This window comes from Actinocorallia aurantiaca (assembly GCF_039533685.1).
Classification (GTDB): domain Bacteria; phylum Actinomycetota; class Actinomycetes; order Streptosporangiales; family Streptosporangiaceae; genus Actinocorallia; species Actinocorallia aurantiaca.
On the sequence record NZ_BAAATZ010000037.1, the window covers coordinates 251,893 to 264,841 of the forward strand.

Consider the following 12,949-nt stretch of genomic DNA (forward strand, 5'->3'; position numbering starts at 1 on the left):
ACCCGCGGCGTCACACGTACTGGTCGGTGTACGTTCCGGCGGGCGCGATGGGGGTGATCACGTCGATCAGGACCCCGTCGGGGTCGGCCACGATGAAGTGCCTCTGCCCGAAGTCCTCGTCGCGCAGCTCCAGTTCGGGTCGCAGGCCGCCGCGGACGACGAGGCGATCCCACTCCGCGTCCACGTCCGCCACCTCGAAGTTGAGCAGCAACCCCCGGACGGGAGCGCGGTACGCCTCGGGCAGCGTCGGGTGGGTGTGGTCGAGCAGCGCGAGCTCGTACTGCGGTTCTTCCCGTCGCCGCAGGCTCACGTACCAGTCGGCCTCGAACGTCGGCTCGAACCCCATCAGCCCTGTGTAGAAGGCGCGCGACTCCTGGATCCGCGAGGTGCAGACGACCGGGTAGAAGCTGGTCAGTTTCATAGGGGCTCCTTCGCATACCGTCGGTATGTGAAGGTAACCTATTGGCGTACCACCGGTATGTCAACGAGCGGAGCGTGAAGGTGAACGGCGGCAGGGCGCGGCAGAAGGAGCAGACCCGGCGGACCCTCATCCGCGAGAGCAGGCGCCTGTTCGCGACAGCCGGCTACGGCGCGGTGAGCCTGTCGGAGGTCGTCCGCGCCGCCGGAGTCACCAAGGGCGCCCTCTACCACCACTTCGACGGCAAGACCGCCCTGTTCCGCGCCGTCCTGGAAGAGGTGCAGCAGCAGGTCGCCGAGGCCGTGGCCGCCGCCGCCGAGGCGCAGGACGACCCGTGGGCGCGGTTCACCGCCGGATGCCAGGCGTTCCTCACCTCCGGCACCGACCCGGACGTCCGGCAGATCATGCTCCTCGACGGTCCCGCCGTCCTGGGGTGGAACGAATGGCGCGCCCTGGACGAGGCGGCCTCGGCCCGCCACCTCGCCGAAGAACTCACCGCCCTGATCGAGGAGGGGCTGCTCCCTCCGCAACCGGTCGCGCCGCTGACCCGCCTGCTGTCCGGAGCGATGAACGAGGCGGCCCTGTGGCTGGCCGAATCGACGAACCCCGAAGACCTCACCGACGCCAGGGCCGCCCTGTCCCGGCTGCTGGAGGCCCTGCGGTCGCCGCAGTAGAATCCCCGCCTCGCGGTCGTCGGCCTCTTGAATCAACTCGACTCGACCGGCGGAGGCCAGGCCTCTACCTCGGCTGCTCCGGCCAGTACGAGTGGTACGTCCTGAGCCCCGCGGCCCGGTCCCGTTCCCGTTTCCCGGCCGCCAGCGCACGGACGTCCTCGGCGGAGGGCGCCTTCTCGGCAGGAAGCGGCACCAGGCCCTCCCTCACCACCTCCGCCTGGTACCGGTTGCCGCCGGACCAGTCGTCGTGGGCGGCGGAGAGGCGCAGCAGCGAACCCCCCTCGACGTGATGGACGCTGACGCCCCTCTCGTACTCCACCGACCAGTCCGTGGTCTCGTAGCTCCGCTCCAGGCCCCCTTCGGAGTTCAGCAGGTAGTAGCTGCGTTCCTCGACCAGTTCCTCGCCTCCGGGGGTGCGGGGTAGGAGCAGTTCCCCGGCCAGCGGGAACGCCGGTCCCTCGACCAGCACGCCCCCGCCGTCCGACCGCCAGGCTCGCGGTCTCCACTCCTCACCCATCCCTTTGGTCCTCGCCGCTCGTCAGCGAGTCGAGCCAGCCGAGGAGGCGTGCGCCCTCGTCGGTCATGATCTTCGGGTCGCGCAGGGCGTTGGCCAGCAGCGACATGCCCTGGTAGCCGGAGACGAGGGTGACGGCGAGCCCGCGGGGGTCGGACATGCCCAGGGCGCGGAACTGGCTTTCGGCCCAGTCCAGCAATCCCCGGATCACCTCGGCGGCCGCCAGGTCGAGGGTGCCCTCTTCCCGTTTGTCGAGCTCGACGGCCAGGGTGCCGGTGGGGCAGCCGTAGTGAACGGCGACGTCGCTCTGGCTGATCCAGGCCTCGACCAGGCCCTTGAGCCGGTCACGCGGATCGGCCAGCCGGTCCAGCCGCCCGGTGAGCTCGGCCAGGTGGGCGGCGTGCTCGGCCAGAGCGGCCTCGACCAGCGCGTCCTTGGTCTTGAAGTAGTAGTAGACGTTCCCGACGGGTACGTCCGCCTCGTGCGCGATGTCGGCCAGGGTGGTGCGCTCGACACCCTGGCGGTGCAGGACGCCGGCCGCCGCGGCCGCCAGCTTCCGGCGTTTGTCCCCGCCCCGTCCCCGGGACTTCGTTGAGTCAGTCACCCGACTGACTATAGACAGGCCCGCACGGAAGCACGCCGACCCGCCTCGGGGCCGGGCCTCCGGATTCGCCTTGATCGTCGGTAGATGTCCTTTGCGTATGGCTTCCGAGGGGGTCGAGGCCGGGGGTCAGGGTGAGGTTCGTTCGCCGTTTTAAGGTTGCCAAGCCGGTCGCTGGCGTCTCTCTGCCCCCCGCGTGGCTACGGTGCTGTCGGGGGAAGGAGAACTCGATCATGCAACTGTTGGACGCGTTCGAGCGGCACCCGGTCGAGGCGGCCGTCGTCGCGGGGTGTGCCGTGGTGCTGGCCGTGCTGTGCCTGGCACTCGTGAGCCGGGGGCTCCGGGCGATGCGGCGCGGGAAGGTCGAGGGGCAACGGGTGGTGACGCTGCTGGGGGCGGCGATCGCGACCGGGCTGTCCGCCCAGGGCATGTACGTCTTCTTCCGCGACTCGGTGGAAGTGCCGGCGGTGCTGCGGATCGTGTTCTTCGCGTTCCTGGAGATCATGGTGCTGGGGTCGGCGCTGCGGGCCAAGGCGTCGATGCAGGAGAAGTACAGCGCCGGGATCGACGGCGTCGCGATGTGGACGTTCACGATCCTGTCGGCGATCCTGGCCGCGACCCACGCGCACGGGATCGGGGAGACGCTGTTCCGGCTGTCGGTGCCGCTCGCGGCGGCGTGGGCGTGGGAACGGGAGATGAAGCTGGAGCGGCGGCGCCGCACCGGCAGGAGCGGGCTCAACTGGACGCTCACTCCCGAGCGGGTCCTCACCAGGCTCGGGCTGGCCGACCCCACCGACCGGACCGCTTCGGAGGCGGGCGCGCAGCACCGGCTGATGCAGCTGGCGCTGGCGGCCAAGAAGGCGCGGATCGCCCGGGACAACGGGAACCGCAGGGCCTACACGAAGGCGCTGCGGAAACTGGACAAGGCGATGGACCGCGCGGCGGAGCTGACGGGGTTGGGAACCGATTCCAACCGGCCGCAGGCTCCGGAGGAGATCCTCGTCGGACGGCTGGCGGTGCTCTACAACACCGAATCGCTGCTCGATCTGCGGCCCGTCGCGCCCTGGGCGCCGCATGTCCCCGCCCCCGTCGCGGCGGAGGCCCCGGCGGTCCCCGTGAAGACGCCTCCGCAGGCGGCGCCTGTGGAGAGACCCGTTGCGGCACGACGCGCGGCGGTTCCCCGAGCGGAGGTCACCGCCCCGGTGGTGGAGCGGGCTCCCGTCGAGGTCGAGGCCGAGGTCCAGGCCCCCTCGGCGCCGCCGGTGAACGTCGACGCCGCGGCCGCCCCGGCGCGGGAGGAGAAGCCCGTCGCCTCCCGGGATGAGGACGAGGACGCAGCCGCAGCCGCGGCCGCGGCCGCCGCTGAGGCCGAGGCGCTGTGGCCGTTCCCGCCCCGGCGCGTGCAGCGGACCCCGTCCGCGGCGCCGAAGGTCCCCGCCGCCCGCACGGCGAGCGAGGACGAGGGGGAGCCCGCCGGGCAGACCGCGCCGGTCGGTGACATCACGGTGCTGGAGACGCCGCTGGCCAGCGTCCCCACGGGGCCGGGCAGGCGGAGCCGTCAGCCGCGAACCGCTCAGCCGAAGACGAAGTAAGTCGCACAGCAGGTTCCTCGGGGCGGAAAAGGAGGCGACGGCGGCCGGATCCATCGGCATCATGCGTAGGGATCGCGGGTGCTCCGCCGGCGGATCTGGATGCCGAGGAGGCGAAGGCGCGTGAGGTTCCGGCAGTTTCCCAAGCTTTCCGAGGTCGCGCCGGCGGATGCTCCGGCAGGCGAGTGGGTCGCTTTCGAGAAGGTGCACGGGGCTCAGCTCGTTCTCGGGCGGGGTGCCGACGGTGCCGTGCGGTTCGGGAAGCGCAAGGCGTGGCTCGCGGACGAGGAGCCGTTCTTCGGGTGGCAGGTGCTCAGGAGGCGGCTGACCGAGGCGGTGCGTGAGATCGCGTCGCGGATCCCCCGGGCCGGGGAGCGCGACCTGGTCGTCTACACGGAACTTCACGGTGGCGGCTATCCGCACCCCGACGTTCCGGTGCTCGCCTCCGCCGGCCCGGTGCAGACGGGGGTCTGGTACGGGCCTGAGCTGCGGGTGGCCGCGTTCGCGATCCTGCTCGCCGCGCCCGGGGAGGACGACGGGGAGCTGCTGGCGCCGTCCGAGACGGAGCTTCTGGTCGAGGGCTGCCCGGGGATCGACGCGGTGCCGGTCGTCGCCCGCAGGGAGTCCCACCGGCGGGTGGCGGAGCTGCCGGTCAGCCGGACGCCCGCCGCTCCGCGACGGGACGGGCTTCCGGCGATCGACGGGAACGTCGCCGAGGGCCTCGTGCTGTGGCCGGACCGGCCGGCCTCGCTCGGCGGCCTGCGCGCCTGGAAGCGGAAGATCCCCCAGATGCGCGAGGAGATGTTCGACCGGTCCCGCCCGTTCGACCCGCACCGACCGGTCCCGCTCGCTGAACTCGGCGAGCTCGCCGTCCGGATGGTCGGCGGCGTCCGGCTGGCCAGCGCCCGCTCCAAGACCGGCGACGATCCGGCCCTGCTCCTCGACGAGCTCGTCCTCGACGTCCTCACCGACCTGGAGGCGGCCCTCCCCGCCGGAATGGCCGCGCTGGAACCAGCGGACCTCGACCTGCTCGCCGAGAGGATCAGACGGGCGGCCGGGACTCTCGGGAGTCGTTCCTCCCGTTGAGCGGCCGGACCGCGCGCTGAGGCGACGCCTCGGCGCGACCGGGCTACAGGCCCAGGCGGTGGGCGTGGCGGGACAGGAAGGCGACGACCTCGTCGGCGGGCTTGTCCGGGAGTCCCCAGATGATCTCGGTGACGCCGGCGTCCTCCCAGGCCGCCGTGGTCTCGGCCGACGGGCGGGCGGCGGCCAAGACGGAGATCTCCGGACGTCCGGCGCGGCCCGCGTCCGCCCAGGCGGCGTGCAGGGCGGCGGCCTTGGCGACGATGTCCTCTTCGATGGGGGTGGTCATCCAGCCGTCGGCGCGGGCGGCGATCCAGGCGAACGTCTTCGGGCCGCCGCCCGCGCCGATCATCAGGGGGATGTGCGGCTGGACGGGCTTCGGCCAGGACCAGGACGGGCCGAAGGAGACGAACTCCCCGGAGTAGGACGCCTGCTCCTCCGTCCACAGGGCCCGCATCGCCTCGACGTACTCGCGCAGCACCGTGCGCCGCCTGTCCGCCGGGACGTGGTGGTCGGCGAGTTCGTCGGTGTTCCAGCCGAAACCGGCACCCAGGGTGACGCGGCCGCCGGACAGGTGGTCGAGGGTGGCGATGGTCTTGGCGAGGGTGATGGGGTCGGACTCGACGGGCAGCGCCACGGCCGTCGCGAGCCGGATCCTCGAGGTGGCCTCGGCCGCCGTGGCCAGCGACACCCACGGGTCGAGGGTGCGCGGGTAGCGGTCGTCGGGGAGCGTCTCGTCGCCGGTGCCGGGGTGGGCGGCCTCGCGCCTGACCGGGATGTGCGTGTGCTCGGGCACGTAGAACGTGTCGAAGCCGTGTTCCTCGGCGGCCCTTGCCGCGGCGGCGGGCGTGATGCCCCGGTCACTGGTGAAGAGCACGATGCCATGGCGCATGCGGCCGATACTAGAACACGTTCTAGAAAAAGCCGGTTGGCTTATGTACAGTCCACGGACACCGTCCGATCCCGGTCGGCACCGGAAAGACCACGGAGGAGTGTCCGTTGACGTTGCGCGTCGTGCAGTGGGCTACAGGCGGTGTCGGCAAGGCCGCCATCGAGATGATCCTCAAGCACCCCGAGCTCGAACTGGTCGGCTGCTGGGTCCACTCCCCCGACAAGGACGGCCGGGACGTCGGCGAGATCATCGGGACCGGCCCGGTCGGGGTCACCGCGACGAGCAGCGTCGAGGAGATCCTGGCGCTGGAGGCCGACGCCGTGATCTACGCGCCGGCGTTCTCCCGCACCAGGGAGATCGCCGCCCTGCTGCGCTCCGGCAAGAACGTCATCACGCCGCTGAACTGGTTCTACCCGATGCCCGAGGACGCCGCGCGGGTGCGGGACGCCTGCCTGGAGGGCGGCACCACGCTCCACGGGACGGGCGTCGACCCCGGCGGCGCCACCGACCTGCACCCGCTGATGTTCGCCGCGCTGTCCTCGGCCGTGACCTTCGTGCGCGGCGAGGAGTTCAGCGACCTCCGCGACTACAACACCCCCGAGGTCCTCCACGACGTCATGGGGTTCGGGCATTCGCCCGAGTACGTGCGCGACAGCCCGCTGCTGGAGCGCATCGGCCACGGGTACACCCAGTCGGTGCGGATGTGCCTGGACGCCCTCGGCTTCGCCGACGCCGAGATCCGCCCCACCCTCGACCTCGCGGTGGCGACCGCGCCCATCGACTGCCCCTTCGGCACGATCGAGCCGGGGCAGGTGGCCGGCGAGCGGCTCCACTGGGACGCCGTGATCGACGGCGAAGTCGTCGTGCGCGTCGGGGCCACCTGGCTCATGGGCGAGGAGAACCTGGACCCCGCCTGGACGCTCGGGCCGGGGGGCCAGCGGTTCGAGGTGGAGGTCCAGGGCGACCCGCCCGCCTTCGTGACCATCCACGGCTGGCACGCCAAGACCATAGAAGAGGGCCTGGTGCGCAACCCCGGCGTGGTCGTGGCCTCGGCCCACTGCGTCAACTCGGTCCCCTACGTGTGCGCCGCCGAGCCGGGGATCAAGACCTACCTCGACCTCCCCCTCATCACCGGCCGGGCCCACCCCGACCTGGCCCGGAAACACCCCTGACGAGCACCGCCCCGCCGGTCACCTCATCCCGCCCGCCTTGGCCCGTGCGAGGTTGACGCCGCTGGAGATGACTCCGATGTGGCTGAACATCTGCGGGAAGTTGCCCATGAACACGCCCGTTGTCGGGTCGATCTGCTCCGGGAGGAGACCGAGCGCGCTGGCCCGGCCGCACAGCGAGGCGTACAGCTCTTCGGCCTGCTCGACGTGGCCCTGCATGACGAGGTTGTCGACCAGCCAGAAGCTGCACAGGACGAACGCGCCCTCGTCGCCGGGCAGGCCGTCGGGGGAACTTTCGTGCAGGTAGCGGTAGAGCAGGCCGCCACCGGCGGACAGGCGTTCGGCGACGGCCCTGGTGGTGGCCTCCATCCGCGGGTGGCCGGCCGGGACGATCTTCCGCAGCGGAAGCGCGAGCAGGCTCGCGTCCAGATCCCCGCGGCCGTCCAGGCTCCCGCTCAGGCTCTGGAGGCCCTCGTTCCAGGCCTGGTCCAGGATGAGCTGCCGCAACTTGTCGGCCGTGGCGCGCCAGGACGTCACCGGCCCGGGGAGGCCGCGCCGCTCACCGATCGTCGCGGCTCTGTCCAGGGCCACCTGGCACATCCCGGCCGAGTAGGTGAAGACCCGGCCCCCGTCGCGCACCTCCCAGATGCCCTGGTCCGGCCGCTGCCACGCCTGCGCGGCGGCCTCGGCCAGCTCCGCCAGGTCGGACCACAGCGCGGGCTGCAGGTCTCCGCCGGAGCGCAGCCACTGGTACGCGCAGTCCAGCACCTCTCCGTAGACGTCGTGCTGGCGCTGCCCGGTCGCGCCGTTCCCCCACCGCACCGGGGCGGAGCGGCGGTAGCCCTCCAGGCCGGGGTCCAGCACCTCCCCCGGGACGGGATCGCCGCGGAGGGTGTACATGATCCGCGGCTCGCGGCTCTGCTCGAAGGCGTCGAGGACCCAGCCGAGGAAGCCGTCGGCCTCGTCCAGGAAGCCGACGCGGCGGAGCGCGAACACGGCGAAGGCGGCGTCCCGCACCCAGGAGTAGCGGTAGTCCCAGTTGCGGACCCCGCCGACCGGCGCGGGCAGCGAGGACGTCGGGGACGCGATCATCGAGCCGTTGACCCAGTCGTCGCACAGCTTCAACGTCATCGCGGAGCGCCGGACCAGCGGCTCCTCCGGGCCGTCGTAGCCGAACCTCCGCATCCAGCGGCGCCACGCCTCGGCCGTCTCCTCCAGCATCGCCTCCGGGTCGAACCGGTGGTGGCGGTGGGCTCGGCCCCAGGAGAGCACCAGGTCGAGGCGCTCCCCCTGTTCCAGGTCGTGCACGGTGCGCAGGCCGTCCAGGGGGCGGTTGGAGCGCAGGTGCAGGTGCAGGTCCGGCTGCCGGGCGACCCGCACCCGCAGCCCGCTTCCCAGGTTCCGGGCCTCTCCCCCGCCGCGGGGCCGCAGCTCCGCCCGCAGGCGGACGGTCCCCTCCAGCACGCGGGCGGAGCGGACGAGTTCGGCGCGGCTCGCGCCCGCGTCGTCGCTGAGGTCGGCGCCGGCGTGCAGGGCCAGCGCGTCTCTGATCCTGAGCAGGCCGGTCGGGCCGCGCAGTTCGGTGACCAGCACCGCGGTGTCCGGCTCGTAGTACTGCCGCGCCTCTCGCAGTCCTTCGACCGCCAGCGTGAAACGCCCGCCCCGTTCGTGGTCCAGCAGGCCGCACAGCAGCGGTTCGCTGTCGAAGTGGGGCAGGCACATCCACGGGATCGACCCGTCCAGGCCGACCAGCGCCGCCGTCGTGCCGTCGCCGATGAGGCCCAGGTCCTCCAGCGGCGGGTACCCCTCCCGTCGGCGGACCTGCCTGAACGGTGGATCGGGATCGAACATGCCGGGTTCCTCCTCGGTCGCACTGCGATCATCGGAGGGCACCGCCCCGCGGGGCGAACGTCGCCGGTCGCACCGCTAACAGACGGTCGGTACTTTCACGGCAACGGATTTACCCTTTCGACCGCTTCCCATAAACGTCATTCCTGGACAGAGGCGGCATCGGCGAGCGGCCCGTGCGAGACGGCGCCGTCACAGGGAGTCGAAGTACGGCTTCATGGCCGGGTAGTAGTCGTCGAAGTCCGGCCTGGGCGAGCCGTCGCGTGAGGCCACGAGCATGTCGAGGTAGTACTCCCAGCCGGCGCCGGTCTCGCCGAGGTGCTCCTCGGCGGCGAGGTGGTGGACGAGCTTCAGCTCCGTCGAGCCGCCGGACTCCGACAGCAGCAGTTCCAGGTGCCAGATCCCGGCGGTGTCGGTCATCGACACGGCGAGCCGGCGAGGCGGTTCGCACGCGTCGATGCGCATCTCGCACCACGGCGAGCCCTCTTCGAAGCACATCTGCACCTTGATGGTGCGGCCGGGCGCGGCGTCGCCCTCCCAGGGGCCGAACCAGCGGGCCGTGCGATCGGGCTCGGTGACGCAGGCCCACACGTCCTCGGCGGGTGCCCTGAACGTCCGGGTGAGGACGAGGTCGCTTCCGGTCTCGGCGCGCAGCAGTCTTCCGGTGGGGATGCGGGTCATGCCGTGTTCTCCTCTGCTCGGGGTGCCGCGTCGCGGATGCGGCGCTCACGGCGGGTGCGGTGGACCTCTGTCTCCAGGGCGTCGAGGAGGTTCGGCCATCCCGGGGACCGGGCGAACTGGGCGAGCCAGTCGGCGAGCTCCGTGAGACGTCCGGGATCCAGTTCGTAGAGGCGGCGCCTTCCCACCAGCTCGTCGCGGACCAGGCCGCTCTCCCTGAGCACCCGCAGGTGGCGGCTCACCGCGGGCCTGCTGATCTGGAAGCGTTCGGCGATCCGTCCCGCCGGGAGCCTTCCGTCGCGCAACATGACCAGGATCTCCCTCCGCACGGGATCCGCGATCGCCTGAGCCACTTCGTCCACGCAAAAAGCGTAACCTATGGGTTACGCGTCGGCAACGGCCGTGGCATGCGGTGCCGAGTCGGCACACCCCCGGCCTGTGAACACGCTGCGCGATCAATCGATTACCATGGGTGAACGGGGTGGGTGTTCCGGGAGGGAGTTCCATGACTACTCCGTATACGACCGTGCCGGAGGCCGCATCGCGGCGGGGAGTCCGGGCACGGCTCGCGCGTGCCGCACGATGGCTGACCACACCGCTGGACCCCGACGACTACCTGGGGTCGCTGAACGCGCTCTGGCCCGCCGGAGAACCTCGCGGCCGGGTCGAGGCCGTGCTTCCGGAGACCCCGGACGCGGCGACCCTGGTGATCCGCCCCGGTCGCGGCTGGGTCCCGCACCGGCCCGGGCAGTGGGTCCGGGTCGGGGTCGACGTCGACGGGGTACGGCACCGGCGCGCGTACTCGCTCTCCTCCCCGCCGGGGCACCACGGCGGCCTCCTCACCATCACCGTCAAAGAGGTCCCGGACGGGCTGGTCTCCCGCCACCTCGTCAGGCGGACGGAACCCGGGACGATCCTCCACCTGTCACGACCCGAGGGGGAGTTCGTGCTTCCCGACCCCCTGCCTCCGAAGCTGCTGTTCCTGACCGCCGGCAGCGGGATCACCCCGGTGATGGCGATGCTGCGCGGCCTGCCGACCGGGAGAGCCGGAGGAGCCGGAGGGACGCCGGACGTGGTGCTGGTGCACTCGGCGCCCGCGCCCGAGAACGTCATCTTCGGCGCGGAACTCCGGAGCCTGGCGGCACGGGTCCCCGGCCTCCGGCTGTACGAGCGGCACACGCGTTCCGAGGGGCGGCTCAGGCCGGAGGAACTGCCCGAGCTGTGCCCCGACCTCCTGGAACGCGACATATGGGTGTGCGGACCGGCCGCGATGCTCGAAGAGGTCACGGCGTACTGGACCGGGCCCGCCGACCGGTTGCGCGTGGAGCGCTTCCTCCCCGCGGCCCAGGTGGCCGACGGAGCGGGCGGGCCCGTCCGCTTCACCAGGAGCGGCAGGGAGGCGGACGCCGACGGCGGCACGCCGCTGCTGGTGGTCGGAGAAGAGGCCGGCGTGCTCATGCCGAGCGGCTGCCGCATGGGCATCTGCCGCGGCTGCCTGGTGCGGCTGTCCTCGGGGCGGATACGCGACCTGCGCACCGGCCGGATCCACGGCGAGGCGGGCGACCTCGTCCAGACCTGCGTGTCGGCGGCCGCCGGCCCCGTTGAGATCGAACTCTGAGAGGAGAACACCACATGCCGACCACCGTCGACGTCGAGGCGTTCGGCCGCGCGATGGACCGGATCCGGGACGAAGTGCTCGCGACCCTGGGAGAGGACGACGCGAGGTACATCCGCGGTGTCATCGCGCTGCAGCGCAAGCTGGAACTGACCGGCCGCGCCCTGCTCTTCGCCTCCTGGCTGCCGCCCGCCTGGGCCGCCGGGACCGCGGCGCTGGCCACCGCGAAGATCCTGGAGAACATGGAGATCGGGCACAACGTCATGCACGGCCAGTGGGACTGGATGCGCGACCCGAAGATCCATTCGGCGGCCTGGGAGTGGGACAACGCCTCGCCCTCCGAGCAGTGGAAGCACTCGCACAACTTCGTCCACCACACCTGGACGAACGTGCTCGGCAAGGACCGCGACATCGGCTATTCGGCCATGCGCGTCAGCCCGGAGCAGCCCTGGCATCCGGTCCACCTCGCCCAGCCGTTCTACAACGTGCTGCTCGCGCTGTTCTTCGAATACGGCATCGCCGTCTACGACGTGGAGCTCGAACGCCTGCCGAAGGGCGGGAAGGACCCGAAGGAGGCCCTGGAGCAGCTGCGCGCCATCGCCGGCAAGGTACGACGCCAGGTCGTCAAGGACTACGTGGCGTTCCCGCTGCTGACGGGCCCGTGCCTCCTGCCGACCCTGCTCGGCAACTTCACCGCGAACCTCGTCCGCAACGTGTGGGGACACACCATCATCTTCTGCGGGCACTTCCCCGAGGACGCCGCGTTCTTCACCGAGGAGCAGACCGAGGGCGAGACGCGGGGCGAGTGGTACGTCCGCCAGCTGCTCGGCTCGTGCAACATCGACGGAGGCCCCCTCCTGCATCTCATGAGCGGCAATCTGAGCCATCAGATCGAACACCACCTCTTCCCCGACCTGCCGAGCAACCGGTACGCGGAGATCGCGCCCCGCGTCCGCGCCCTCTGCGAGCGTTTCGGGCTGCCCTACAACTCCGGTTCTCTGGCACGGCAGACGGGTTCGGTCTGGAAGCGCATCATGCGGCTGGCGCTGCCGGGCCCCTCCCGTCCTGAGGAGCGCGACCTCCCGACGGCACGGCTTCGGGAGGTCGGGTGACCGGGCGTCCCCGGGAACGGTCGCCCTGACGGGCCTGGCCGACTCAGGACCGCGTTCCGCCGATCCGGTGGCACCCGCCTCGGTCACGCTCTTACAAGTGGCGGCGAGAACCTCTCACAACGGATTCGTACACCACATCACCGACGTCACGATCCGGCCATACCGAGCGACACCTGGGGTGTTGACCGGTCGGCTGAGACTGTTACGTTCATTTCTAGAATTCACTTCACTGTGAACAGGGTCACTGGACCCGCAGACCTCCGGGGACCGGCTGACCCGACATCAGCCGGTCCCCGGTTCCCGCGGACCCCCTACCAGTGCGCGGCCTCCGCGTAGTGAGAGGTCCCGGGCCATACCTCCACCGGAGTCTCCGTCGGCACGACCTTGCCCGCGCACAGGCCCTGGTCGGCGAGGCCGTTCACGATCTGCGGGATCGCCGCCAGCGTGGTCGCGTAGCCCTCGTGCAGCAGGATGATGCCGCCCGGCTCCACCTCCAGCGCATTGTCGACGATCTGCCGGGTCGTCGCTCCGTCGTAGTCGAACGAGTCGGCGGTCCACAGGACCTCGGTCATGCCGAGCGTCGTCGCGTCCTGGCGGACGGAGGCATTGGTGCGGCCGTAGTCGGGGGTCATCTCGGTGGGGCCGTCGTCGAACGTGATCGCGACGTAGCCGTTGGCGCACGGTTCGGCGCGACCCCTTCGGGAGGCGCGCCGAACGTTCTTCCGGCCCGGATGACGGAACGTCTCCGGGCGGGAT

The 12,949-nt window shown here is 71.5% G+C and carries 14 protein-coding genes; 6 read left to right on the forward strand and 8 right to left on the reverse strand.

Annotation, left to right across the window (positions count from 1 at the left end):
• Window positions 1-10 precede the first annotated feature (10 nt).
• Window positions 11-421, reverse strand: a complete 411-nt coding sequence (locus ABD327_RS36070; RefSeq protein ID WP_344457921.1) for a VOC family protein — start codon at window positions 419-421, stop codon at window positions 11-13.
• A 41-nt stretch (window positions 422-462) separates the two neighbouring features.
• Between ABD327_RS36070 and ABD327_RS36075 the strand changes: the two genes are divergently transcribed.
• Entirely contained in the window at window positions 463-1,092 is a 630-nt protein-coding gene (locus ABD327_RS36075) for a TetR/AcrR family transcriptional regulator (protein ID WP_344457924.1), read from the forward strand.
• 64 nt (window positions 1,093-1,156) lie between these two features.
• Here ABD327_RS36075 and ABD327_RS36080 read toward each other — a convergent pair whose 3' ends face one another.
• A complete protein-coding gene (locus ABD327_RS36080) occupies window positions 1,157-1,609 on the reverse strand; it encodes a hypothetical protein (protein WP_344457927.1) in 453 nt (150 codons plus the stop codon).
• Complete coding sequence (locus tag ABD327_RS36085; protein ID WP_344457929.1) at window positions 1,602-2,210, reverse strand: TetR/AcrR family transcriptional regulator; 609 nt, start codon at window positions 2,208-2,210, stop codon at window positions 1,602-1,604. The genes ABD327_RS36080 and ABD327_RS36085 overlap by 8 nt, the downstream gene beginning before the upstream one ends.
• A gap of 230 nt (window positions 2,211-2,440) precedes the next feature.
• Between ABD327_RS36085 and ABD327_RS36090 the strand changes: the two genes are divergently transcribed.
• Both ABD327_RS36090 and ABD327_RS36095 read left to right on the forward strand, forming a co-directional pair.
• Entirely contained in the window at window positions 2,441-3,799 is a 1,359-nt protein-coding gene (locus ABD327_RS36090) for a hypothetical protein (protein ID WP_344457931.1), read from the forward strand.
• A 99-nt stretch (window positions 3,800-3,898) separates the two neighbouring features.
• On the forward strand, window positions 3,899-4,882 hold the full coding sequence (locus tag ABD327_RS36095) for an RNA ligase family protein (RefSeq protein ID WP_344457933.1): 984 nt from the start codon (window positions 3,899-3,901) through the stop codon (window positions 4,880-4,882).
• A 43-nt stretch (window positions 4,883-4,925) separates the two neighbouring features.
• On the opposite strand, the gene ABD327_RS36100 is transcribed toward ABD327_RS36095, so the two are convergent.
• Entirely contained in the window at window positions 4,926-5,771 is an 846-nt protein-coding gene (locus ABD327_RS36100; RefSeq protein WP_344457935.1) for an LLM class F420-dependent oxidoreductase, read from the reverse strand.
• Between the two features lie 107 nt (window positions 5,772-5,878).
• On the opposite strand from ABD327_RS36100, the gene ABD327_RS36105 reads away from it, so the two are divergent.
• Window positions 5,879-6,943 carry an NAD(P)H-dependent amine dehydrogenase family protein gene (locus ABD327_RS36105; protein ID WP_344457937.1) on the forward strand — a complete coding sequence of 355 codons (1,065 nt, stop codon included), beginning with the start codon at window positions 5,879-5,881 and terminating at the stop codon, window positions 6,941-6,943.
• A gap of 18 nt (window positions 6,944-6,961) precedes the next feature.
• Here the strand turns inward: ABD327_RS36105 and ABD327_RS36110 are convergent, their stop codons facing one another.
• From ABD327_RS36110 to ABD327_RS36120, 3 genes are all read right to left on the reverse strand, one after another.
• Window positions 6,962-8,791, reverse strand: a complete 1,830-nt coding sequence (locus ABD327_RS36110; protein ID WP_344457939.1) for a glycoside hydrolase family 15 protein — start codon at window positions 8,789-8,791, stop codon at window positions 6,962-6,964.
• Between the two features lie 189 nt (window positions 8,792-8,980).
• Window positions 8,981-9,469 carry an SRPBCC family protein gene (locus ABD327_RS36115; protein WP_344457941.1) on the reverse strand — a complete coding sequence of 163 codons (489 nt, stop codon included), beginning with the start codon at window positions 9,467-9,469 and terminating at the stop codon, window positions 8,981-8,983.
• Window positions 9,466-9,828: a metalloregulator ArsR/SmtB family transcription factor gene (locus tag ABD327_RS36120; RefSeq protein ID WP_344457944.1), complete on the reverse strand. Its 363-nt coding sequence runs from the start codon at window positions 9,826-9,828 to the stop codon at window positions 9,466-9,468. The genes ABD327_RS36115 and ABD327_RS36120 overlap by 4 nt, the downstream gene beginning before the upstream one ends.
• Before the next feature lie 143 nt (window positions 9,829-9,971).
• Between ABD327_RS36120 and ABD327_RS36125 the strand changes: the two genes are divergently transcribed.
• Both ABD327_RS36125 and ABD327_RS36130 read left to right on the forward strand, forming a co-directional pair.
• On the forward strand, window positions 9,972-11,084 hold the full coding sequence (locus tag ABD327_RS36125; RefSeq protein ID WP_344457946.1) for a ferredoxin reductase: 1,113 nt from the start codon (window positions 9,972-9,974) through the stop codon (window positions 11,082-11,084).
• 14 nt (window positions 11,085-11,098) lie between these two features.
• Window positions 11,099-12,193, forward strand: coding sequence for a fatty acid desaturase family protein (locus ABD327_RS36130; protein WP_344457948.1), 1,095 nt, complete (start codon window positions 11,099-11,101; stop codon window positions 12,191-12,193).
• Window positions 12,194-12,504: 311 nt separating this feature from the next.
• Here ABD327_RS36130 and ABD327_RS36135 read toward each other — a convergent pair whose 3' ends face one another.
• Window positions 12,505-12,825, reverse strand: a complete 321-nt coding sequence (locus ABD327_RS36135; RefSeq protein ID WP_344457950.1) for a polysaccharide deacetylase family protein — start codon at window positions 12,823-12,825, stop codon at window positions 12,505-12,507.
• Window positions 12,826-12,949 lie beyond the last annotated feature (124 nt).